This window comes from Kitasatospora sp. NPDC059817 (assembly GCF_042731835.1).
Classification (GTDB): domain Bacteria; phylum Actinomycetota; class Actinomycetes; order Streptomycetales; family Streptomycetaceae; genus Kitasatospora.
Window position 1 is genome coordinate 3,680 of sequence record NZ_JBHWIR010000108.1, and the last position, 22,315, is coordinate 25,994.

Sequence of the window (22,315 nt, forward strand, 5' to 3'; positions counted from 1 at the left end):
GGCCCCCGTGGCCCGCGCCGCCCGGCGCCCCCCCGCCTACCGCCCCCCGCCCCCCCCGCGCCCCGCGGCGCGCGGGGGGGGGGGGCGCCCCGGGGCCCCTCAGCAGTGCCTGTCAGGCCAGGACGGGCTCCCGCTCGTCCGTCGGATCCGCCGCACCCGCCGTCGCCGGCGCGTCCACCGCACCCGCTGCATCCGCGCCGGCCGGCGCGACCGCCTTGCGCCGCGGCAGCGCGAACATCAGCAGGAACACCACCAGCAGCGCCCCCGCGACCCACCACATCGCGTGGACGAACGCCCCGCCGAACGCGGTGCCCATCGCCTCCGGCGCGACCACGTCGTCCATCGCCCCGAAGAAGGCCACCGACACCAGCGCGAGCCCCAGCGCGTTCCCCATCTGCTGGACGGTGTTGATCAGCCCCGACGCCGAACCGGCGTGCGCGCGCGGCACCTCCGCCAGGATCGCGTCGGTGATCGGCGCGACGATCAGGCCCATCCCCAGGCCCATCACCACCAGCGGCAGTGCCATCTGCCAGGGCGCGATCGCCGTCCCGTACCGGTCCGCCTCCCAGATGTACGTCAGCACGCCCGCCGCCATCACCAGCGCGCCGGTCTGGAGCACCCGGCGTCCGAACCGGGGCACCAGCTTCTGCACGGACAGCCCGGCCGCGGCCGAGACGGCGAGCGAGAACGGGATGCCGGTGGAGCCGGCCTTGAGCGGGCTCCAGCCGAGGCCCAGCTGCATGTACAGCGTCCAGACCAGGAAGAAGATCCCGCAGACCACGCCGAAGGCCAGCTGCACGCCGATGCCGGCCGCGAAGCTCTTCACCCGGAACAGCGACAGCTCGACCAGCGGCGAGCCGTCCCGCCGCGTCTTGGCCTTCTCGTACGCCACGAACAGCGCGAACACCACCAGGCTGCCGGCCATCGACAGGTAGCCCCAGAGCGGCCAGCCGGCCTCCCGCCCGTGCGTCAGCGGGTAGATCAGCATCAGCAGGCCGACGCTCGCCAGCGCCACCCCGACCAGGTCCAGCTTGAGCGCCCGCTCGGCCTTCGACTCGTCGATGAAGCGGCGCCCGAGCAGCAGCCCCGCGATGCCGACCGGCAGGTTGATCAGGAAGATCGGGCGCCAGGCCAGGCCGAACAGGTCCCACTCGGTGAGCAGTGCGCCGATCAGCGGCCCGGAGACGGCGCCCAGCCCGACCACCGCGCCGAACATGCCGAACACCTTGCCGCGCTCCTCCGCCGGGAAGGTCGCGTGGATGATCGACAGCACCTGCGGCACCATCATGGCCGCCGTGCCGCCCTGGAGCACCCGCATCCCGACCAGCATCTCGGGGCCGGAGGCCAGGCCGCACAGCGCGGACGCCACGGTGAACCCGCCGATGCCGATCAGGAACAGCCGCTTGCGGCCGTAGATGTCGCCCAGCCGGCCACCGGTGATCAGCCCGATCGCGAAGGCCAGCGCGTAGCCGCCGGTGACCCACTGGATGGCGCTGAAGGAGGCGCCGGTGTCCTCCTGGATGCTGGGGATGGCGATGTTGACGATGGTGACGTCCACCAGGTCCATGAAGGAGGCGACCATCACGATCGCCAGCGCGATCCACCTCCGTCGGTCCGCGTCCGCGGTCTTCATTCGGTACTCCTCATTCGTCCTGCTCGTCCTGCTCGTCCTGCTCGCGCTGCTCGCACTGCTCGTCGGCACGTCCACGAGGGTACGGGGCATGTAGGTCAGATCCTGTCCCAGTTGTCCGGCATCCTGGACGGCATGACGGACACCCCCGCACGGCTGCTGAACCTGCTGTCCCTGCTGCAGACCCCGCGCGAGTGGCCCGGCAGCGAACTCGCCGAACGGCTCGGTGTCAGCCCCCGGACGATCCGCCGCGACATCGACCGGCTGCGCGACCTCGGCTACCCGGTGCAGGCCACCATGGGCGCGGTCGGCGGCTACCGGCTGGTCGCGGGGACGGCGATGCCGCCGCTGCTGCTGGACGACGAGGAGGCCGTCGCCATCGCGGTCGGACTGCGGGCGGCCGCCGGGCACGCGGTGGTCGGCATAGAGGAGGCCTCGGTCCGCGCCCTCGCCAAGCTGCTCCAGGTGCTGCCGGGCCGCCTGCGGCACCGGGTGGGCGCGCTCAACACCGCCACCATGCCACTGCTCACCGGCGACGGCCCGACCGTCGACCCGGACGACCTCACCGTGCTCGCCGGCGCCGTCACCAACCGGGAACGGCTGCGCTTCGCCTACCGGGCCGGCGACGGCGCCGAGACCAGACGCAACGTCGAACCCGAACGGCTGGTCTCGGCCGGCCGCCGCTGGTACCTGGTCGGCTACGACCTGGACCGGGACGACTGGCGGCTCTTCCGCGTCGACCGCCTCAGCGAACCCCGCGCCACCGGCGCCCACTTCACCCCGCGCCCGCTCCCGGCCGAGGACGCCGCCGCGTACGTGGCGGGCAAGCTGCGCCGCCAGTCACCGGCCCGCGCCGTGGTCGCCACCGTGCACGCCCCGGCCGCGAACGTCCGGCGGCACTTCGACCGGGGCGACTCCGAGATCGAGCCGATCGACGAGCACCGCTGCCGGCTGCGCTCCCGCACGGACTCCCTGGAGTGGACGGCGGTACGGCTGCTGACGCTGGACTGCGAGTTCGAGGTGCACGAGCCACCGGAGCTGATCACCCACCTACGCACCCTGGCCGCCCGCGCCGACCGGGCCACCCGCGCGGGCGGTTAGGGCCCGCCCGGCAGGATCCGCCGGGCAGGCCCTAAGCCTCGATCCGGTACCAGCAGTCCCCCGCGCGGAACCACAGCGCGCCGTCCCGGCCGTGCGCCCGCACCCGGTCGAGCGCGCCGGGCACGCTCAGCTGCCGGCGCCGGGTCTGCTTCCACTCCTTGCCGATCAGCTGGTACCAGGTCAACTCGCCGCCGCTGGACAGGAAGACGCCCTGCCCGCCGCGGATCGCGAAGCCGACCGGCAGCCGGACCGGGCACGGCACGGTGGTCGACGGCCGGTCGACCGCGTCGATCCGGGTGAGGTGGCTGACCGACGGGCTCGGGTACCAGGCCAGCCAGGCGCTCCGGCCGTCGGTCGCGCCGGCCAGGCCCTCCAGCGGGTAGGACGGCAGCTTGTCCGGGCTCCACACCACCCGGCCCCGGGTGTCGGCGGCCCGCAGCCCGGCGGCCGCCATCGGGTGGTCGCCGTAGATGCCCTCGTCCCCGTAGGCCATCCAGATCCGGCCGTCCAGGTCGGTCACCAGCACCTGGACGTCGTCACCGAGCGCGAGCTCCCGTTCGAACGCCCCGTCCGCGCCGTACACGGCCGCGTTGGGCAGCCACTCCTCCCCGTCCTGCTCGGCCCGGTACCCGGCCAGCAGCACCCGGCCGCCCGGCAGCAGCCCGAAGTGGTCGGGCGAGCAGGAGACGCCGGACAGGGGCACCCGCCACTCCCCTTGCGGGGAAACCACGACCGCCTCGCCGTCGAACGGCAGCCGGACCGGCGGCCAGGATCCGGCCGGCGCCAGGTGCTGCTCCGGCACCACCAGGAGGGCCAGTTCCCCGGCCGGCCCGACCGTCCAGGCCACGGCCCTACGACCGGCCGACCGGTCCTCCTCGGGCAGCCGCCAGACCTCGACCGGATCGTGGCCCACCGTGCTCAGACCCCGTACTCGGCGGTGAGCAGCGCCCGCCCCAGCGTGTGGAAGGTCAGGTGGAAGCCGATCTGGGCCGCCGGGGTGTCGGCGGAGACGTCCAGCTTCTCGACGTCCAGGGCGTGCACCGCGAAGACGTACCGGTGCGGGGCGCCGGGCGGCGGGGCGGCGCCGTCGTACTGGTGGCCGGGGAAGTCGTTGCGGCCGTGGAAGGAGGCCGCGCCGGGCAGGTCGTCGTCCGAGGAGCCGGCGCCGCGCGGCAGTTCGACCGTGTCGGCGGGCAGGTTGAGGGCGAGCCAGTGCCACCAGCCGGAGCCGGTGGGCGCGTCCGGGTCGTAGCAGGTGACGGCGATGCTCCGGGTGCCCTCGGGCAGCCCCGACCAGGCCAGCTGCGGCGACCGGTTGCCGCCGGCGTGGCTGAACTCCCCGGCCAGTGTGCCGCCGTCGGCGATGTCCTGGCTGGTCAGCGGGAAGGACGGCACCTGCGGCAGGAAGTCGTACGGCAGCGGCGGGCGAACGCTCATGGGGTGGTCACCTCTCAACGGGCCGTGGACGGCCTCGGGCTGAAGGACGCTGAAGAACACGGTCCGACGGGCACGGCCTGTCGGACACGGTCTGTCGGACACGGCTCACTGTAGTGGGGTGCCCGTCCGGTCCGGCCGCCCCGATCCGGTCGCCCCTCGTTCGGGCCCGGTCCGCTCAAATCGCCAGGTATAGACCAATCCGGCCCCTGCGGCTAGCGTGGACAGCGCACCCGCCCCCAGCTCCGGAGCCGCACCGTGGAGTCGTCCGTCCTCGCCTTCGCCACCGACCTGCTCGACGAGGGCGCCGACACCTTCTTCGGCAACCTCACCGACCGCGCCGGGGTCGGCGGCGTCACCCTCGCCTCGGTCTACCACGAGGCCCGGGACGTCTTCCCGCACAACCCCCGCCGGGTGATCCGCTACCTGGAGCCCGGCGCGGCCTACTTCCGCCCCGATCCGGCCCGCTGGCGGGGCCGCCGGCTCGCGCCCGCCCCGTCCACCGCGATCGGCGACCGCGACCCCTTCGCCGAGGCCGCCGCCGAGACCCGCCGCCGGGGGCTGAAGCTGCACGCCTGGACGGTGTTCTGCCACAACGACCGGCTCGGCTTCGCCCACCCGGACTGCGCCCCGGCCAACGCCTTCGGCGACCGCCACCTCACCGAGCTCTGCCCGGCCGCCCCGGAGGTCCGGGAGTACGCGCGGACCCTGGTCACCGAGCTGGCCCGGTACGGCGTGGACGCGATCCGGGCCGAGTCCCTGCACTTCCACGGGCTGCGCCACGGCTACCACCACGAGCGCTACTTCGAGGAACTGGGCGCGGGCGCCGAGGCGCTGCTCGGCATCTGCTTCTGCCCGCACTGCCGCGCCGCCGCCACCCGCGTGGGCGTCCCGGCGGAGGAGGTCGCGGAGGCCGTCCGCACCGAGCTGCGCCGCCGGTTGGCCGACGAGGCGGCCGCCGCCGAGCCCGCCGACCTGAGCGCGCTCGCGGACGGCGCCCTGGCCGCCTACCTGGACGCCGCCACCACCACCGTCACCACGCTGGCCGCCGAACTGACCGAGGAGGCCCGGCTCCACGGCATGCGGCTGAGCTTCATGGACGGCGCCGGCCCGGGCAAGGGCTGGCTGTCCGGCATCGACCTGCCCGCGCTCGCCAAGGCGACCGACCAGATCGAGACGCTCGGCTACGCGAAGACCCCGGAGGCCGTCCGGGAGAAGATCGCCGCGTTCGCCCTGCACGGCGTCCGCCCGCAGGACATGGCGGTGATCCTGCGGCCGATGGCCTCGGACTGCGACGGTCCGGCGAACCTCGCCGCCAAGATCGCGACCCTGCGCGAACTGGGCGTCCCCGAGGTCGAGTTCTACAACTACGGCCTGATGCGGCTGTCCTCGCTCGACCGGATCGGCGCCGCCCTGGCCGGGTAGGCACCGCGGGGCCCGGCCGCTACCGCCGCCGCTTGGACGTCCCGAACAGGCTGCGCGAGATCTCCTGCCCGAGCTGCTTCCCGGCCGAACGCGCCAGGGACTTCACCGTCGGGTTGCTGAGCAGCGAATCGAGCAGCCCGCCCGCCCCCTTCGGCTCCTCCCGCCGCGGGGCGGGCTCCCGCTCCTTCGACACCCTAACCGGTGCGGCGGCCTCCGGCCTGGGCGCCCGCGCTGCCCGCGCGGCCAGCTTCTCGTACGCCGACTCCCGGTCGATCGCGTCCCGGTAGCGCGCCGTCAGCGGCGAGGCGTCGACGACGGCCCGCAGCGCGCCCGCCTCGATCGGCCCCATCAGGGACTGCGGCGCCCGCAGCCGGGTGGCCGCGACCGGCGTCGGCGCGCCCTTCTCGGAGAGCACCGTCACCACGGCCTCGCCGGTGCCGAGCGAGGTGAGCACCGCGCCGAGGTCGTAGGAGGAGCGCGGGAAGGTCGAGACGGTGGCCTTGAGCGCCTTGGCGTCGTCCGGGGTGAAGGCGCGCAGCGCGTGCTGCACCCGGTTGCCCAGCTGCGCGAGCACGTCGGAGGGGACGTCGCGCGGGGATTGGGTGACGAAGAAGATGCCCACGGCCTTCGAGCGGATCAGCCGGACGGTCTGGGTGATGGCCTCCAGGAAGGCCTTGGAGGCGCCCTTGAACAGCAGGTGCGCCTCGTCGAAGAAGAACACCAGCTTGGGCTTGTCCAGGTCGCCGACCTCGGGCAGTTCCTGGTAGAGGTCGGCGAGCAGCCACATCAGGAAGGTGGAGAACAGCCGCGGCCGGTCCTGGACGGCGGGCAGTTCCAGCACCGAGACGACGCCCCGGCCGTCCGGGGCGGTCCGCAGCAGTTCGGCGGTGTCGAACTCGGGCTCGCCGAAGAACGCCCCGGCGCCCTCGTTCTCCAGCAGGGTGAGCGCGCGCAGGATCACCCCGGCGGTGGCCGACGAGAGACCGCCGATGGTCCTCAGCTCCTCCTTGCCCTCGGGCGAGGCGAGGAAGGCGATGACGGCGGTGAGGTCCTTGAGGTCGTACAGCTCCAGGCCCTTGGTGTCGGCGTAGTGGAACACCAGGCTGAGCGAGGACTCCTGGGTCTCGTTCAGGTCGAGCACCTTGGCGAGCAGCAGCGGCCCGAAGCTGGTGACGGTGGCGCGGATCGGGATCCCGGCGCCCTGGCCGCCGAGCGAGTAGAACTCGACCGGGCAGCCCTGCGGGCTCCACTGCTGTCCGACCTCGGCCGCGCGGGCGGCGGTGCGCTCGCTCGGCGCGCCGGGCGCGGCGACGCCGGAGACGTCCCCCTTGACGTCGGCGAGGAACACCGGCACGCCCTGGGCGGAGAGCTGTTCGGCGATCAGCTGGAGGGTCTTGGTCTTGCCGGTGCCGGTGGCGCCGGCGACCAGCCCGTGCCGGTTGAGCACCCCGAGCGGGATGCGCACCTGGGCGTCCGGGTAGGCGGTGCCGTCCAGCAGCACCGCGCCGAGGTCGAGGGCGGGCCCGGTGAAGGCGTACCCGTCGGCGATCTCCCGGACGGCCGACGGGGTGAGGGCGGAGGACATCGGGGCACTCTCCTGGGCGGTGCGGGGAGGCGGGGCGGGCCCGGAACCCGGTCCCGGGCGGGCCGTGTCCCGATCGGAACCCGGCGATGTTCGCGACATTTCCCATCAAACAGCCGCAATCGCCCTCCTGCAGCTCACACCCGAGCGCGTGGCGGCGTCGCGGCGGCTGCGCCATCCGCCGCCCAAACGGTAGGCTTTCCGTGTGATCTTCAAGCGCATCGGCAATGGGCGGCCGTACCCGGATCACGGCCGGACGAGCACCCGACAGTGGGCTGACGTCGCCCCACGCCCGGTGCGGCTCGACCAGCTGGTGACCACCAAGGGGCAACTCGACCTCGAAACCCTGCTCGCCGAGGACTCGACCTTCTACGGGGACCTCTTCGCGCACGTGGTGAAGTGGCGCGGCGACCTGTACCTGGAGGACGGACTGCACCGGGCGGTGCGGGCCGCACTGCAGCAGCGCCAGGTGCTGCACGCCCGGGTCCTCGAAATGGAATGACGGACCCTCTGCACGGGCTCCTGGACCGCCCCCTCGCCACCCGGCGGAGGGCGGTCCGCGCGTACCCGGGTACCTCCTTTCGGGTACCGGCGTACTCCAGATGATGATCATTTAGTACCTTCGCAGCCGGACGGCACTACGCTGCTGACTACGGCCGCGACCAGGGGATCCGCCCGCACCACGGGATCCACTCGCACCAGCCGATCCGTCATCCCGACCCCGCCCTGGCACGAGGGGGAGACAAACCGTGAGCATGTTGACTCCCCAAGGCCTCAAGGGGAAGCAGTACCGCGTCACCGGCAACGCCTATCCACGACTCGGCCGGCCCCCGAGGAAGAGCCGCAAGGTGATCTCCGGGCTCGCGAGCCTGCTCGCCCTGGCCCTGATCGGCCTCGGTGGCGTCCAGCTCTACGACATCTTCAGCGGGAAGAACAAGAACTCCTCCGCCCAGGCCTGCGTGACCCCGTCGGGCAAGCCGCTGGCCGCCCCCTCCCCGGGCGCCACGCCCGGTGCGCCCACCGGCTCCGGCGCGCCCGCCGCCCCGGGCGACCCGCACGCGATCCCGCAGCCGGCCGGCGTCACGGTGAACGTCTACAACGCCACCACCAAGGGCGGCCTGGCCGGCCGGACCGCCGAGGAGCTCAAGAAGCGCGGCTTCACCATCGGCAAGGTCGGCAACGCCCCGGCCGAACTGGACAAGAAGGTGCCCGGCACCGCCCAGGTGATCGCCGGCCCGGCCGGCGCCGGCGCCGCCACCCTGCTCGGCTCGCAGATCGCCGGGGCCACCACCACCGCCGACGCCCGTACCGACGGCACCGTGGACTTCGTGGTCGGCGACAGCTACAACGCCCTGCTGGACGAGACCCAGGCGGCCGCCGCCCTCGCCCTCGCGACCAAGCCGTCCCCCACCCCGACCGCCACCGGCAGCTGCTGAGGCCGGTCGTCCCGCGCAACAGGAGAGCCCCCCGGCACCGCGCCGGGGGGCTCTCGTCCGTTCGGGGGATCCGCTCAGCCGGCGGTGCCGTACAGGCGGTCGCCCGCGTCGCCGAGGCCGGGCACGATGTAGCCGTTCTCGTTGAGCCGCTCGTCCAGGGCGGCGGTGACCACGGTGACCGGCAGGCCGGCCAGCTCGCGCTTCATCACCTCGACGCCCTCGGGCGCGGCCAGCAGCACCACGGCGGTGACGTCGGTGGCGCCGCGCTCGATCAGCATCTTGATCGCCACGACGAGGGTGCCGCCGGTGGCCAGCATCGGGTCGAGCACGTAGACCTGGCGGCCGGAGAGGTCGTCCGGCATCCGGGTGGCGTAGGTGGAGGCCTCCAGGGTCTCCTCGTTGCGCACCATGCCGAGGAAGCCGACCTCGGCGGTCGGCAGCAGTCGGGTCATCCCGTCCAGCATGCCGAGACCGGCGCGCAGGATCGGCACGACCAGCGGGCGGGGGTAGCTGAGGCGGGTGCCGAGCGTGACCGCCACGGGGGTGGTGATCTCCACCTCGTCGGTGCGGACGTCCCGGGTGGCCTCGTAGGCGAGGAGGGTCACCAGCTCGTCGGTCAGGCGACGGAAAGTCGGCGAGTCGGTGCGCTCGTCGCGCAGGGTGGAGAGCTTGTGGGCCACCAGGGGGTGGTCGACGACGTGGAGACGCATGTATCGAGGTTAGCCCGGGTCTGCACGCCTGTACGACTCGCCGCGTGCCGACCGCCCCGTCGCCGGGGTGCACCCGGCCGTATCGAGCCGTGACGCCCCGCGAATGTCCGGACGGAAGCGCCTCCTGTGGTATCAACCGGGCTGATCTGGGAATGTCACGTCTTATGACGAGCAACCCGAACGCCGGGGACGGCTCGGCGGACGAGCCCGCAGGCCGGTCGGGCAATCGCCCCGGCCCGCCACAGGACCCCCCGGAGACCGAGGCGGACCGCCGCAGGCGGCGGGCCGTCTTCCTGCGCGAGCTCACCGAGGCCCGCGAACTCCGGGAGCGGGTCCAGCCCCGGCGGACCAAGGAACGGCGGATGCGCGAAGCCATGCGGATGCGAACCTTCCGGATCTGACGAGGATCCGCAGCGGTTCCGGCGCGGCTCCCCCCGCAGCTCCCCCTGCGGCTCCGCCGACCGGCCGGTCCGGATCCGGTGGGCCCCGGGCGGTGGCGCCGGCGCCACACCGGCCGCCGGCCGGCCCTTCCGACACGACCTGCAAAGACGCGCTGCCGAACACCCCCCGCAAGGGCGGGCTTTCTGTCACGATTCCGATGGGACGGTCCGAACGAGCGGGCCGCCTCTGGCGCGGGGGCGGCCAGATTTTCGCGTTGCCCGAGCGCGCCGACAGCCGAGACCGAGATCTTGGGAGTGTCCCTGGTGGCGTACTTCGCTGCAGTGCTTGCTCGCACCGAGGACGGGTGGGATGTGAGCGAGACGGAGCTCGACGACGTCGAAACCCTCGCCGACCTGACCGAACTGGCCCGCGACTCCACGCAGGACGACGACAGCGTCCTGATCTTCATCGAACAGGAGGACGCCTGGTTCGCCATCGTCCGGGTGGACGGCGAGGAGGACCCGCGGATCTTCGTGTCCGACGGCGCCGCCGCCGCCCGCAGCTCCTACGGCTCCGTCCTCACCGACGAGCTGGTCGACCAAGCCGGTGAGAGCGAGTTCGGCGACCTGGACCACCTGGTCGTCGAGCTGGAGGAGGACGAGGAGGCGCAGGAGCAGGACGAGGACGCCCGCAGCGGCGTCCCGGTCGGCCCGCTCGGCGACGCCCACCTGCTCACCGAGTTCGGCCTGGCCGCCGAGGAGCTGCTCGCCCTCAGCGGCGAGGGCGCCGTCCCGGGCGACGCCCTGGAGGAGATCGCCGAGGCCCTCGGCTGCGGCGAGGTCCTGGAGGCGGTCCGGTAGCGGGCGGTGACCAGGCCGGTGACCAGGCCAGTGCCCACCGCCGGATACCCGACACTGGATGCCATGCAGTCCGCATCCGCCCCGCAGGCCGTCCCCCGCATCGCCCCCCTGCCCGCCCCCGTCCGCCCCGACCCGGTCCGCGACCGCTGGGCGGCGCCGATGCGCCTCGCCATCGCCGAGGCCGCCCTGGCGCCGGCCACCGGCGACGTCCCGGTCGGGGCGCTCGTCCTGGGCCCGGACGGCGAGGTGATCGGGCGCGGCCACAACGAGCGCGAGGCGGTCGGCGACCCGACCGCGCACGCCGAGGTGGTCGCGATCCGGCAGGCGGCCGAACGGGTCGGGGAGTGGCGGCTCAGCGGCTGCACCCTGGTCGTCACCCTGGAGCCCTGCACGATGTGCGCCGGCGCCATCGTGCTGTCCCGGATCGACCGGGTGGTCTACGGCGCCCTCGACGAGAAGGCCGGCGCGGCCGGCTCGCTCTTCGACGTGATGCGCGACCGCCGGCTCAACCACCGCCCCGAGGTGGTCTGGGGCGTCCTCGCCGACGAGTGCGGCGAGCAGCTGCGCGAGTTCTTCGAGTCCCACCGCTGACGTCCGGCGCCGACTTCCGCCGCCGGGTCCCCCGCCGGCCGCCCGTCCCTATGGATTTCGTGACCGCGCACCCGTCCGGTAGAGTTCCCCTCGGTAGCGTGTCCGAGCGGCCAAAGGAGCACGCCTCGAAAGCGTGTGTGGGGGCAACTTCACCGTGGGTTCGAATCCCACCGCTACCGCTGGAAAGCCCGAAGGCCCGTCCGATCCGGACGGGCCTTCGGCGTTTCCGCGCACCCTCGAACGCGAAAAGGGCTCCGTACTCCGGGCTGATGACCACCAACGCCCGGAGAGTACGGAGCCTGGAAAGGGGGAGCGGCTCGGGGGGACGACCGCTCCCCCGGCGGAGTCCCACAACCGGCGCCGCGTCGGGGGGAAGCCGCGGCGCCCGGTCCCACAGCGGGGAGCTCCGGATCCACGCACCGGGGATTCCTGCCAGATCCTCGGCACGTCTTCCATCCTGCCGCCCGGGCCGCTTCCGGGCATCCGGAGAAAGGCCCCACTCACGGGGACCTTCGTCCCGCCGGGCGAACGCGTCGCACACTTGATAGCCCGTCCGATGGATAAGCTGCTTCCGCAGGGCCGCTCGGGGACCCGGATGGCGGCGGCCCACAGCAGGAGAGGACGACACCCGATGGCGCAGGCGAAGAAGATCGGCATGGCCCTCCTGCTCATCTTCGTCCTCTACTCGATCATCAGCTCGCCGGCCCGCTCCGCCCAGCTCGTCCAACTGGGCTTCGAGGGCATCTCGAACGCGGCCAAGGCGGTCGGCACCTTCATGACCGGACTGATCAAGTGAGCGCTCCGCTCGCGTAGGGCCCGTCGTCCCGCCCCGGCGCACCGGCTACGGTGTGCGGGACCCTCTGTCCCCGTCCGCGAGGAGCGGCAATCGTGATCCGGCATCTGGTCCTGTTCAAGCTCAACGAAGGCGTCCGCAAGGACGACGAGCGCGCGCTCGCCGGCGCCAAGGCGTTCGCCGAGCTGGGTTCGCTGATCCCCGAGCTGCGCGAGTGGGAGTGCGGCTGGAACACCACCGAGCGGGACATCGCCCACGACTACGCGATCAACAGCCTGGTCGAGGACCGCGACGCCCTGCACGCGTACCTGACCCACCCGGCCCATCAGGCCGCGGCCGGTCAGTGGCGCGAATTCGCCACCTGGGTGATCGCCGACATCGAGGTCTGACACCCGAGGCACCCGGGTCCGTCCCTCGGACGGCCCGCCGCGCCCCGTCCGGCCACCGGACGGGGCGCCTTGCTCCGCCCCGGAACGATCCGTGCGGCGCCTGGGCGGGAAGCCCGGTGAAGCCCCGATGCCGCACCAACACACCTCCGCCGGGTGCTTGCCCGACCTGCGCCCGCCTTGTGATGCTATGACCGGTTTTGCCGGACATGGCGAGGTGGTGAAGCAGCCGCGACACCCGATCCGCAGGGCCCTTCGTTATCGACTGAGGGAGGGGTGACGTGTCCGACGAGGTACTGGCGTCGATCATCAGCCCGGCCGGCGAGCTCCGCCCGGACGGTCTGCGCGGCCCCGGCGGCCGCCCCGCGGTGGACGTCCGGACGCTGACCCGGGTGCTGTTCGAACGGCTCGCGGAGCTGCCCCCGGGCACCCCCGAGCGGGAGCGGGTCCGGGCCGCCCTGATCGAGGTGAACATCCCCCTGGTCCGCTACGCGGCCACCCGCTTCCGCAGCCGCAGCGAACCGATGGAGGACGTCGTCCAGGTCGGCACCATCGGCCTGATCAACGCGATCGACCGGTTCGACCCCACCCGCGGCGTCCAGTTCCCCACCTACGCACTGCCCACCATCCTCGGCGAGATCAAGCGCTACTTCCGGGACAACGTCCGCACCATGCACGTCCCGCGCCGGCTCCAGGAGCTGTGGGTCCAGGTCAGCGGCGCGATGGAGGAGCTGACGGTGCTGCACGGCCGGGCCCCCAAGGTGCCGGAGATCGCCGCCAGCCTGCGGATCCCCGAGGAGGACGTCCGGGCCTGCCTGGACGCCGGGCGGGCCTACAACGCGGCCTCGCTGGAGGCGGCGCAGGAGCACGAGGGCGGACTCGCCCTGCTGGACCGGCTCGGCTACGAGGACTCCGCGCTGGCCGAGGTCGAGCACCGGGACATGGTCCGCCACCTGCTGGTCCAGCTGCCCGAGCGGGAGCGGCGGATCGTGATGCTGCGGTTCTTCGCCAACCTGACCCAGTCGCAGATCAGCACCGAGCTGGGGATGTCCCAGATGCACGTCTCGCGGCTGCTCTCCCGCATCCTGACGAGGCTTCGGACCGGCAACTCCTGGGAAGACTGAGATTGCAGCGCGTTACCCTCGCGTGACATCTTGCGACGTTCGGGTTTGCCGTGCACCGTGTTCCGGTATGGAGGGGGAGGGCCCCCGCCGGGAACCTCCGTGCGACGGCCCCCGTTCAACTGTCAGTCACAAGGGGGTGGGCGCATGTCCGGAGAGCTGGGCACTGCGGAGATCCACGCTGGTCAGGCCAACGGTACGGCTGTCGCCGAGGACCGGATCCCGCTCCAGCGGGTCCCGGCCGCCGCGCCGCCCGGGCCCGAGACGCCGCCCGGCTCCGGGCTGGACACCCGGACGCTGTCGCGCTCGCTGTTCCTGCGGCTGGCCGCCCTGGAACCGGGCAGCGCGGAGCACACGTACGTCCGCGACACCCTGATCGAGCTCAACCTGCCGCTGGTCCGGTACGCCTCGGCGCGCTTCCGCAGCCGCAACGAGCCGATGGAGGACATCGTCCAGGTCGGCACCATCGGCCTGATCAAGGCGATCGACCGGTTCGACCCCGAGCGCGGGGTGGAGTTCCCCACCTTCGCGATGCCCACCGTGGTGGGCGAGATCAAACGCTTCTTCCGGGACACCAGCTGGTCGGTCCGGGTGCCCCGGCGGCTCCAGGAGCTGCGGCTGGCGCTCACCAAGGCCGGTGACGACCTGTCCCAGCGGCTGGACCGCTCCCCCACCGTCGCCGAACTGGCCACCTGCCTGGGGGTCAGCGAGGAGGACGTGGTCGAGGGCCTCGCGGTGGGCAACGCCTACACCGCCAGCTCGCTCGACTCCAGCCCCAGCGAGGAGGACGGCGACGGACCGCTGGCCGAGCGGCTCGGCTACGAGGACCTCGCGCTGGAAGGCGTCGAGTACCGGGAGTCGCTGAAACCGTTGCTGGCCAAGCTGCCGCCGCGCGAGCGCCGGATCATCATGCTGCGGTTCTTCGGCAACCTCACCCAGTCGCAGATCGGCGACGAGATCGGCATCTCCCAGATGCACGTCTCCCGGCTGCTCACCAGGACGCTGACCCAGCTTCGTGAGGGCCTGATCAGCGAGGGCTGATCCTGCCCCGGGACGGCGTCGTCCATCGCCCGGCCGACCACTGCGGCGGCGCGTTCGGCGGCGCGCAGGTAGTCGGCGAGGACGGGTCCGCGGTCGGCGCCGACGGCGTGCGCGCGGGGGCCGAAGTCGTCGGCAACGACATGGTTCAGGCCATCACCGCACAGGGCCACAGCACACCGCGGCGCCCGCCCGCCCGGCCGTCCAATAGCCGCCGGGATCACGGGCGTTGGCCTTACCGCGGCAGCCCGGGACTGCGCCCGACCAGCGCCGTTCGACCGGCTCCGGCGCCGCTTTCCGCCCGGCCCCGATTGCACCGGACTCGGTCCGCCGATCGACCGCGCGTGCACCTCCATTGCATATTCGGACTGTCACATGGCACAGCGGTGCCCGATATTGCATGAACCTGCCCAAGGCGTCGGCAAGATGTGCAAGAGTGTCATGCGCGACGACGACAGTGTAGGTGTCCGGTGGTCCGCCCAAGCCGCACGGGCGGTAACCAGGTGTAGCTCTCAGCTTCCGCTTTTTCATTCTCAATTCATTATTTGCATGGCCGGTCCGGTTCCGGTCACAATCGGCGCCTTCATGGCTTCGCCATGAACGTTGGTAACAGGTTCGCTGCACTCTCGCCCAATTGGTCCCTCGCAGAGGCCCCCCTCGACCAGGATGGGCGCCGGGCAGCCTGCTGCCCGCGAACAGCTACAGGGCAGGCGAGCGCTGAGCAGCGAGGCGCCTACCCAAGGGGAGGATCACCATGGGTCGAGCGACCCGAAGAGTTGCCGCGTGCGCGGCGGCAGTTCTGCTGGCCAGCGGCCTGCAGACCACCCTGGCCCACGGCGACACGCCGCCCAGGATCGACCTCACCATCCTGGTCATCGACGACGGAGGCCCGTCGGTCGCGGCGATCACCGCCGAACTCAAGAACCAGGGCACCCCGTACAAGGTCGTCAACCTCAACGACACCAACCGTCCCATCATCAACTCCGCTTTCCTCAGCGACACGGTGAACGGCCAGCCCCGCGGGAAGTACCAGGGCATCGTCCTTCCCAACGAAAACCCCTTCCCCAACAGTGCGGCCGAGATGACGGCCATCGCGGGCTACGAAGCTGCATTCGGAATCCGGCAGATCGACGCGTACACGTTCGCCAGTCCTGCGGTGGGGCTGAACTACGCGGTGAATCCCGGTTACTACGGCACGCTGGACGGATTCCAGGGCGCCACCACCACGGCCGGCACTTCGGGCCCGTTCGGGTACCTCAAGGGCAGCGTGCCGTTCGAGGACAACGATCCGACCGTCAGCGAGAGTTACGGCTACCTGGCCACGCCACTGGCCAACCTGCCGGCCGGCGCCTCGTTCGTCCCGCTGGTCGACGCCGCGATCCCGAGCACCACCTCGCGCGGTTCGCTGGTCGGCGAGTACACGCACGACGGCCGCAAGGAACTGGTCGTCACGTTCGTCTACAACCAGTACCAGCAGCAGTACCGCCTGCTCGCCCGCGGCATGGTCGACTGGATCACCCAGGGCGTCCACCTCGGCTACGACCGCAACTACTTCGCGGCCCACGTGGACGACGTCTTCCTGGCCGACGACCGCTGGGACACCGTGCTCAAGTGCACCCCCGGCGACGTCACCTGCCCGCCCGGCACCCCGGACACGGCCAACCCGATCCGGATGACGCCGGACGACGCCCAGCACCTCAAGCAGTGGCAGACCGCCAACAACTTCACCCTGGACATGGTGTTCAACGGTGGCGGCAGCGAGGACTGGAAGGCCGACCACCAGACCACGGTGGACCCCACGGTCAACCAGATGATCGCCGACCAGAACAGCTACCGCTGGGTCAACCACACCTACAGCCACCCGTACCTGGGCTGCGTCCAGGACGTCACCGTGGTGCCGTGGCGCTGCACCAAGGACTCCGCGGGCAAGACCGTCTGGACCGACCAGAACACCATCTCGGGCCAGATCAAGGACAACTTCGACTGGGCCGCCAAGAACGGCCTGAAGGTCGACCCGCAGGCCCTGGTCACCGGCGAGCACTCCGGTCTGCTGACCGCCCCGCAGGAGACCAGCGACAACCCGAACCTGGCGCCGGCGCTGGCCGCCAACGGCATCAAGTTCACCGGCAGCGACGCCTCCCGCGAGCCCGCCCAGCGGGCCGTCGGCTCGTCCACGCTGACCGTGCCGCGCTACCCGATGAACGTCTTCTACAACGCCGGCACGGCGAAGGAGGAGGCCGACGAGTACAACTGGATCTACACCAGCAAGGCCAACGGCGGCAGCGGCGTCTGTGAGAACAACGCCAACTCCACCTGCCTGACGCAGCCGCTGGACGCGAACACCGGCTTCCAGTCGTACATCGTGCCGCTGGAGGCCCGGATCGACCTCGGGCACGTGCTGAGCAACGACCCGCGGCCGCACTTCATCCACCAGTCGAACCTGTCCGAGGACCGGATCCTCTACCCGGTGCTGGAGAAGATCCTCGGCACCTACCGGTCGCTGCACGCCGACAACACCCCGATCGTGAACCTCGGCGAGCGCGAGATCGGCCAGGAGTTCCAGCGCCGCGCCGCCTGGAACTCGGCCGTCTCGGCCGGCCAGGTCACCGGCTACCGGGTCGGCAACACCGTCACGGTCAACGCTCCGGCCGGTGTTCAGGTCCAGGCCACCATGCCGACCGGAACTTCTCAGAAGCTGGTCATCGGATCGACCGCCTTCGGTTCGTCCTACGCCGGTACGATCTCCGGTTGGGTGTCCCCGGGCACCCTGCAGAGCAGCGTCTCCCTGCAGCTCCCCTCGGCCGGCACCCCGGCCGCCCCGGCCGCCGTCGCCCCCGGCGTCGCGGCCAAGTCCGTCCCGGCCCCGGCCCCGGCGGACAAGAAGGTCGTCCCGCAGGGCGTCGCCACTCCCGTCCCGGTGGGCCCGAGCGACACCGGTCGTACCAGCGCCCCGACCCTGGTCCCCGGTAGCGGAACCCCGGTGCCCGGCAAGGACGTCGCCACCAACGGCAACGGCGGCACCGCCGCCGCCAAGAGCGGTAAGGCCACCGGGGGGGCGGCCTCGCTCGGCACCAGTACCACCGGACGCTCCGGCAACCGGTAGCCCGCAGCACCCGATGGCAGGGCCGGGCCGGTCGCCCGGTCCGGCCCTGCCTCGGGTCCCGTTCCGGCCACCCAGACCGGACACCGAAGCAAGGAACAGGAGGGGGGACAGGAGATGCGCGTCACCCTGCTCACCGAGGGGACGTATCCGCACCAGCACGGCGGTGTGAGTGTCTGGTGCGACCAGCTCGTTCAAGGCATGCCGGACGTCGACTTCGACGTCATCGCCGTCACTGGTACCGGCCAGGAGCCGCTGGCCTGGGAGCTGCCCGCCAACGTGCGGTCGGTCACGACCGCACCGCTGTGGGGCCCGGCCTCCGAGGCCGGACCGCCCCGCGGCAAGGAGATGCGGCGCTTCCTCAACGCGTACGAGCGCTTCCTCCACTCCATCCTCGATCCGGTCTACACCACCCACTTCGGCACCGAGCTGTACGGCTTCGCCGACCTCGCCCGGCGCGGGCTGCTCAGCCCGGCGCTGCGCAGCGAGCGCGCCCTGCGCACCCTCCAGCACGTCTGGACCCGGGACTACCTGCCCACGGCCGTCTCCCGGCCCACCATGCACGACGCCCTGAACGCCACCGACCTGCTGGAGCACGCCCTACGGCCGCTCTCGGTCGAACCGCCCACCGGCGGCGTCGCGCACGCCGCCAGCGGCGGGCTGGCCACCCTGCCCGGGCTGATCGCCGCCCAGCAGTACGGCGTACCGTTTCTGCTCACCGAGCACGGCATCTACCTGCGCGAGCGCTACCTCGGCTACCGCACCGGCCCGTACCGCTGGCCGGTCAAGGCGCTGCTGCTCGGCTTCTACCGGATGCTCGCCGAGGAGAGCTACCGGCAGGCCGCGCTGGTCACCCCCGGCAACCGGTACAACCGGCGCTGGGAGGAGCGCGGCGGCACGCCGTCCGCCCACATCCGCACCGTCTACAACGGCGTGGACCCGGCGGCCTTCCCGCCCGCCGGGCCCGAACCCGAGACGCCGACCCTCAGCTGGGCCGGCCGGGTAGACCCGATCAAGGACCTGGAGACGCTGATCCGGGCCTTCGCCATCGTCCACCGTGAGATCCCCGAGGCGCGGCTGCGGCTCTTCGGCGGAACTCCCAAGGGCGGCGAGGCCTACCGGGACGGCTGCATAGCCCTGGCCGCCGAACTCGGCATCGCCGACTCGGTGGCCTTCGAGGGCCGCGTCGCCGACATCACCGACGCGTACGCGGCGGGCAACGTGGTCATGCTCTCCAGCATCAGCGAGGGCTTCCCGTTCACCCTGATCGAGGCGATGTCCTGCGGCCGCGCGACCGTCTCGACCGACGTCGGCGGCGTCCGCGAAGCCGTCGGCGACACCGGACTCGTCGTCCCGCCCCGCGAACCCGAACCGATGGCGGCCGCCTCGATCGAGCTGCTGCGCGACGCCGAGCGGCGCGCCCGCCTGGGCGAACAGGCCCGACTGCGGGTCATCGAACAGTTCACGCTCCGCCAGAACATCGACGGCTTCCGGGGCATCTACACCGAACTCCTCGGCACCGCCCGCTGGATGCCGGACGGCGTGGTGGCCGTCACCGACCAGACCCCCACCACCGACTGGGACCAGCAGCTCGCCGCCGCCCAGCCCCAGCACAGCGAGGTGGGCGCGTGAACGAGCGGAGCGAGAGAACCATCGACAGGTGCGTGTACCGCGAAGCGGCCACCGAGCGCAGCGGGGTGGAAGCATGAGTGGCCCCCTGCGGCTCGTGGAGGACGAGGGCGGCTCCGAGCGGACGATGCAGCTGCGCACCCTGCCGCTCAAGCGCCGCCGCCCCACCCCGTCGGCCCAGCCCGAGCCCGAGGAGCAGCTCGACCTCTCCGCGGACCCGCTGGACGAGCTCGCCGAGCGGCTGCACGACATCTGCGCCGATGCCGTCCACCCGTACGAGATCGCCGCGTTCCTGGAGTCCGACGGCCTCTCCGACGAGCAGGCCGCCCTGTTGTACGGCCGCCCCGACTCGTTCACCCTCGCCGAGGAGCTGTTCGAGAAGGTCGAGCGCCGCTACCCCGGCCCGAGCTCCGAGTTCGCCAACCCGTGGCGGGCCGACCCCTGGCGCTGCGTCGTGCGCGGCCTGGTGTTCGCCCTGCCCGGGCTCGGCTACCTGCTCGGCGCCAACCTGTTCGCGGCCACCCGGATGCGGTTCGGCCTGCCCTCCGGCATGCTCGCGCTGTCCGTCGCGACGCTGGTCAGCTGGGGCTTCAACCAGGCGCTGGCACACCGCTCGTACCGCTGGCTCGGCCGGCTGCGGCGCCGCGAGGCCGCGATCTGCCTGGCCCTCGGGGCGCCGCTGGGCGCGCTGGTCGCGTCCGCCGCGGCGTACGTGGTCGGCGGGCCGCTGGGCGCGCTCTTCTTCGCCGCCGGGCAGTCGCTGTACCTGGGCGCGGCCACCGTCCTGCTGGTGCTGGGGCGGGAGAAGTTCCTGCTGCTGGCGCTGGTTCCGGCCTCGGTGGGCGCGGGCGTGGTGCTGGCCGCGGACGTCCCGCAGGTCGTGCGGACGGTCGTGCTGCTCGTCTCGCTGGTGCTGGCGGTCGGCCTGGCCGCCCGGGAGCTGCTGTTCTGCATCCGGGGCGGCGAGAAGGAGTCCGTCGAGCTGAAACTGCCGATCCGCCAGGAGGTCCCGCACCTGCTGTTCGGCCTGGCCTGCGGCACCCTCACGCTGATCGCCGGTCTCGGCGAGACCATCCACCAGGCGGTGCAGACCGGCGCCGCGCACGGTGCGAAGGCCACCCCGACCGGACCGGCCATGATCGCGCTGACGCTCAGTCTCGGCCTCGCCGAGTGGCTGCTCTTCCGCTACCGGGCGATGGCCGTGGCCGCGCTGCGCACCAGCCACACCAGCGGGCAGTTCACCCGCCGCACCGGCGGGATCCTGCTCGGCTGCCTGTTCATCTACCTCACCACCGTGGCCGCGCTGGACGCCGCCACGACCGTGCTGTGGCCCGGCGCCCCCGCGCTCGGCGTGCCGCAGCTCGGCGCGATGCTGCTCCTCGGCGGCTCGCTCTGGCTGGCGCTGCTGCTGAACGCCTTCGGGTTCAGCTGGAGCACCGCCCTCATCTGTCTGGCCGCCGCGGGTGCCGAGAGCGCCGGGCTGCTGACCGGTGCGGATCCGATCGTCCTGCAGCTGATCGGCTGCGGGGCGGCCGCCTTGCTCCTCACCGCCATCGCCGGGCCTGCGCTCGGCCGCACCACCCAGCACCGCTGAACACCGAACACCGAAATCACGCACGCCCAATTCGCGTGCACCGCTGGACCCGCTTCACCGAACACGCTCCACAACGCGCTTCACCCGAACACGCTTCACCCGAACGCGCTTCACCTCAACACGCGTCACGGCACAGCTGAACCACCACCGGCCGGTCGCCACCGGGAGTCCGGCCGTTCCCAAAATCGAGAGAGCGAATCACGCATGAGCAGCGTCGCGGTCACCGGAGCCGAGGGCTTCATCGGCTCCCACCTCGTCGAGTCCCTGGTCGCCGACGGGCACCAGGTCCGGGCGATGGTCCAGTACAACTCCTTCTCGTCCTTCGGCTGGCTGGAGACCCTGTCCAAGGAGGTGCTGGACTCGGTCGAGATCGTCCTCGGCGACGTCCGGGACCCGGGCTCGGTCAACGGCCTGGTCAAGGGCACCGAGGCGGTCTACCACCTGGCCGCCCTGATAGCGATCCCGTACTCCTACCTGGCCCCGCACTCGTACGTCGACACCAACGTCACCGGCACCCTGAACGTGCTGGAGGCGGTGCGCCACCAGGAGATCCCGCGCCTGGTGCACACCTCCACCAGCGAGACGTACGGCACCGCGCAGACCGTGCCGATCACCGAGGACCACCCGATCAACACCCAGTCCCCGTACGCCGCCTCCAAGGCCGGCGGGGACCGGCTGGCCGACAGCTACCACGCCAGCTTCGAGACCCCGGTCGTCACCCTGCGCCCGTTCAACACCTTCGGCCCGCGCCAGTCGATGCGCGCCGTCATCCCGACCGTGATCGCCCAGGTCGCCGCCGGCGAGACCGAGATCACCCTCGGCGACCTGCGCCCGACCCGCGACTTCATGTTCGTCAAGGACACCGCGCACGCGTTCCGCACGGTCGGCACCGCTCCCGCCGAGACCGTGGTCGGCCGGACCTTCAACGCCGGCACCGGTGGCGAGATCTCGGTCGGCGACCTGGTCTCCCTGGTCGGCAAGCTGATGGGCGTCGACCTCCTGGTGAAGGAGGACGAGCAGCGCATCCGCCCGGCCAACTCCGAGGTCATGCGCCTGGTCGCGGACGCCACCCGGCTGCGCGAGGCCACCGGCTGGGCTCCCCAGTTCACCCTGGAGCAGGGTCTGGAGCAGACCATCGAGTTCTTCCGCGACCCGGCCAACCTGGCCCGCTACAAGACCGACATCTACAACGTCTGACCGCCGTACCGATCAATGCCCGTCCTGGTAACCAAGGTTCGTGTCCTGCACATCCTTTCCGTGGGGGAAACACCATGCATGCAGTGATCCTGGCCGGCGGTAAGGGCGTTCGCCTCCGCCCGTACACCACCGCCCTTCCCAAGCCGCTCGTCCCGATCGGCGACCAGCACGCGATCCTGGAGATCGTGATGCGCCAGCTCGCCGCCGCGGGCTTCAAGACCGTCACCCTGGCCATCGGCCACCTCGGCCACATCATCCGCGCGTACGTCGGCAACGGCTCCCAGTGGGGGCTGCGGGTCGGCTACGC

21 protein-coding genes and 1 tRNA gene are annotated in these 22,315 nt (G+C 72.1%); 17 read left to right on the plus strand and 5 right to left on the minus strand.

Going from position 1 to position 22,315, the window contains the following annotated elements:
• Positions 1 to 112 precede the first annotated feature (112 nt).
• On the minus strand, positions 113 to 1,633 hold the full coding sequence (locus tag ACFV61_RS22420; protein ID WP_380493565.1) for an MFS transporter: 1,521 nt from the start codon (positions 1,631 to 1,633) through the stop codon (positions 113 to 115).
• Between the two features lie 132 nt (positions 1,634 to 1,765).
• Here ACFV61_RS22420 and ACFV61_RS22425 point away from each other — a divergent pair, with 132 nt between their 5' ends.
• Positions 1,766 to 2,731, plus strand: coding sequence for a YafY family protein (locus ACFV61_RS22425; RefSeq protein ID WP_363370701.1), 966 nt, complete (start codon positions 1,766 to 1,768; stop codon positions 2,729 to 2,731).
• A gap of 31 nt (positions 2,732 to 2,762) precedes the next feature.
• On the opposite strand, the gene ACFV61_RS22430 is transcribed toward ACFV61_RS22425, so the two are convergent.
• Complete coding sequence (locus ACFV61_RS22430; RefSeq protein ID WP_380493567.1) at positions 2,763 to 3,644, minus strand: hypothetical protein; 882 nt, start codon at positions 3,642 to 3,644, stop codon at positions 2,763 to 2,765.
• A gap of 5 nt (positions 3,645 to 3,649) precedes the next feature.
• Entirely contained in the window at positions 3,650 to 4,168 is a 519-nt protein-coding gene (locus ACFV61_RS22435; protein WP_380339886.1) for a YbhB/YbcL family Raf kinase inhibitor-like protein, read from the minus strand.
• 255 nt (positions 4,169 to 4,423) lie between these two features.
• On the opposite strand from ACFV61_RS22435, the gene ACFV61_RS22440 reads away from it, so the two are divergent.
• Entirely contained in the window at positions 4,424 to 5,590 is a 1,167-nt protein-coding gene (locus ACFV61_RS22440; protein WP_380493569.1) for a hypothetical protein, read from the plus strand.
• Between the two features lie 19 nt (positions 5,591 to 5,609).
• Here ACFV61_RS22440 and ACFV61_RS22445 read toward each other — a convergent pair whose 3' ends face one another.
• Positions 5,610 to 7,175, minus strand: a complete 1,566-nt coding sequence (locus ACFV61_RS22445) for a helicase HerA-like domain-containing protein (protein ID WP_380493571.1) — start codon at positions 7,173 to 7,175, stop codon at positions 5,610 to 5,612.
• A gap of 202 nt (positions 7,176 to 7,377) precedes the next feature.
• On the opposite strand from ACFV61_RS22445, the gene ACFV61_RS22450 reads away from it, so the two are divergent.
• Positions 7,378 to 7,674, plus strand: a complete 297-nt coding sequence (locus tag ACFV61_RS22450) for a type II toxin-antitoxin system VapB family antitoxin (RefSeq protein WP_063348635.1) — start codon at positions 7,378 to 7,380, stop codon at positions 7,672 to 7,674.
• Between the two features lie 253 nt (positions 7,675 to 7,927).
• Entirely contained in the window at positions 7,928 to 8,608 is a 681-nt protein-coding gene (locus ACFV61_RS22455) for a LytR C-terminal domain-containing protein (RefSeq protein ID WP_208869181.1), read from the plus strand.
• A gap of 74 nt (positions 8,609 to 8,682) precedes the next feature.
• Here the strand turns inward: ACFV61_RS22455 and upp are convergent, their stop codons facing one another.
• Entirely contained in the window at positions 8,683 to 9,318 is a 636-nt protein-coding gene (gene upp, locus ACFV61_RS22460; RefSeq protein WP_063348633.1) for a uracil phosphoribosyltransferase, read from the minus strand.
• Between the two features lie 164 nt (positions 9,319 to 9,482).
• Between upp and ACFV61_RS22465 the strand changes: the two genes are divergently transcribed.
• From ACFV61_RS22465 to ACFV61_RS22525, 13 genes are all read left to right on the plus strand, one after another.
• Positions 9,483 to 9,719: a hypothetical protein gene (locus ACFV61_RS22465; protein ID WP_063348632.1), complete on the plus strand. Its 237-nt coding sequence runs from the start codon at positions 9,483 to 9,485 to the stop codon at positions 9,717 to 9,719.
• Positions 9,720 to 10,022: 303 nt separating this feature from the next.
• The gene (locus ACFV61_RS22470; RefSeq protein ID WP_063351275.1) at positions 10,023 to 10,559 is read left to right on the plus strand and encodes a tRNA adenosine deaminase-associated protein; all 537 of its coding nucleotides are present in this window, start codon (positions 10,023 to 10,025) and stop codon (positions 10,557 to 10,559) included.
• 63 nt (positions 10,560 to 10,622) lie between these two features.
• Positions 10,623 to 11,150 (plus strand): tRNA adenosine(34) deaminase TadA, encoded by a 528-nt coding sequence (gene tadA, locus ACFV61_RS22475; RefSeq protein ID WP_380426421.1) that lies wholly within the window; start codon positions 10,623 to 10,625, stop codon positions 11,148 to 11,150.
• Between the two features lie 92 nt (positions 11,151 to 11,242).
• Positions 11,243 to 11,329, plus strand: a tRNA-Ser gene (locus ACFV61_RS22480).
• A 452-nt stretch (positions 11,330 to 11,781) separates the two neighbouring features.
• The gene (locus ACFV61_RS22485) at positions 11,782 to 11,946 is read left to right on the plus strand and encodes a hypothetical protein (RefSeq protein ID WP_167745863.1); all 165 of its coding nucleotides are present in this window, start codon (positions 11,782 to 11,784) and stop codon (positions 11,944 to 11,946) included.
• Positions 11,947 to 12,038: 92 nt separating this feature from the next.
• Entirely contained in the window at positions 12,039 to 12,332 is a 294-nt protein-coding gene (locus ACFV61_RS22490) for a Dabb family protein (protein ID WP_063348630.1), read from the plus strand.
• 338 nt (positions 12,333 to 12,670) lie between these two features.
• Complete coding sequence (locus ACFV61_RS22495; RefSeq protein WP_244293642.1) at positions 12,671 to 13,453, plus strand: RNA polymerase sigma factor SigF; 783 nt, start codon at positions 12,671 to 12,673, stop codon at positions 13,451 to 13,453.
• Between the two features lie 144 nt (positions 13,454 to 13,597).
• Positions 13,598 to 14,491, plus strand: a complete 894-nt coding sequence (locus tag ACFV61_RS22500) for an RNA polymerase sigma factor SigF (protein WP_363370626.1) — start codon at positions 13,598 to 13,600, stop codon at positions 14,489 to 14,491.
• Positions 14,492 to 15,242: 751 nt separating this feature from the next.
• On the plus strand, positions 15,243 to 17,591 hold the full coding sequence (locus ACFV61_RS22505; protein WP_380339903.1) for a hypothetical protein: 2,349 nt from the start codon (positions 15,243 to 15,245) through the stop codon (positions 17,589 to 17,591).
• Between the two features lie 114 nt (positions 17,592 to 17,705).
• Complete coding sequence (gene pelF / locus ACFV61_RS22510) at positions 17,706 to 19,220, plus strand: GT4 family glycosyltransferase PelF (protein ID WP_079135759.1); 1,515 nt, start codon at positions 17,706 to 17,708, stop codon at positions 19,218 to 19,220.
• A 73-nt stretch (positions 19,221 to 19,293) separates the two neighbouring features.
• On the plus strand, positions 19,294 to 20,811 hold the full coding sequence (locus tag ACFV61_RS22515) for a hypothetical protein (protein ID WP_063348625.1): 1,518 nt from the start codon (positions 19,294 to 19,296) through the stop codon (positions 20,809 to 20,811).
• 204 nt (positions 20,812 to 21,015) lie between these two features.
• Positions 21,016 to 22,008: a GDP-mannose 4,6-dehydratase gene (locus ACFV61_RS22520; protein WP_063348624.1), complete on the plus strand. Its 993-nt coding sequence runs from the start codon at positions 21,016 to 21,018 to the stop codon at positions 22,006 to 22,008.
• 74 nt (positions 22,009 to 22,082) lie between these two features.
• The coding region (locus tag ACFV61_RS22525; RefSeq protein ID WP_380444583.1) for an NDP-sugar synthase at positions 22,083 to 22,315 on the plus strand (233 nt) is incomplete at its 3' end.

Bases quoted from the DNA above. Each gene is read 5' to 3' on its own strand.
- tadA (WP_380426421.1), top strand. From the start codon at position 10,623: ATGCAGTCCGCATCCGCCCCGCAGGCCGTCCCCCGCATCGCCCCCCTG.
- upp (WP_063348633.1), bottom strand. From the start codon at position 9,318: ATGCGTCTCCACGTCGTCGACCACCCCCTGGTGGCCCACAAGCTCTCC.
- ACFV61_RS22445 (WP_380493571.1), bottom strand. From the start codon at position 7,175: ATGTCCTCCGCCCTCACCCCGTCGGCCGTCCGGGAGATCGCCGACGGG.
- pelF (WP_079135759.1), top strand. From the start codon at position 17,706: ATGCGCGTCACCCTGCTCACCGAGGGGACGTATCCGCACCAGCACGGC.
- ACFV61_RS22435 (WP_380339886.1), bottom strand. From the start codon at position 4,168: ATGAGCGTTCGCCCGCCGCTGCCGTACGACTTCCTGCCGCAGGTGCCG.
- ACFV61_RS22420 (WP_380493565.1), bottom strand. From the start codon at position 1,633: ATGAAGACCGCGGACGCGGACCGACGGAGGTGGATCGCGCTGGCGATC.
- ACFV61_RS22465 (WP_063348632.1), top strand. From the start codon at position 9,483: ATGACGAGCAACCCGAACGCCGGGGACGGCTCGGCGGACGAGCCCGCA.
- ACFV61_RS22515 (WP_063348625.1), top strand. From the start codon at position 19,294: ATGAGTGGCCCCCTGCGGCTCGTGGAGGACGAGGGCGGCTCCGAGCGG.
- ACFV61_RS22505 (WP_380339903.1), top strand. From the start codon at position 15,243: ATGGGTCGAGCGACCCGAAGAGTTGCCGCGTGCGCGGCGGCAGTTCTG.
- ACFV61_RS22425 (WP_363370701.1), top strand. From the start codon at position 1,766: ATGACGGACACCCCCGCACGGCTGCTGAACCTGCTGTCCCTGCTGCAG.
- ACFV61_RS22500 (WP_363370626.1), top strand. From the start codon at position 13,598: ATGTCCGGAGAGCTGGGCACTGCGGAGATCCACGCTGGTCAGGCCAAC.
- ACFV61_RS22455 (WP_208869181.1), top strand. From the start codon at position 7,928: ATGTTGACTCCCCAAGGCCTCAAGGGGAAGCAGTACCGCGTCACCGGC.
- ACFV61_RS22485 (WP_167745863.1), top strand. From the start codon at position 11,782: ATGGCGCAGGCGAAGAAGATCGGCATGGCCCTCCTGCTCATCTTCGTC.
- ACFV61_RS22520 (WP_063348624.1), top strand. From the start codon at position 21,016: ATGAGCAGCGTCGCGGTCACCGGAGCCGAGGGCTTCATCGGCTCCCAC.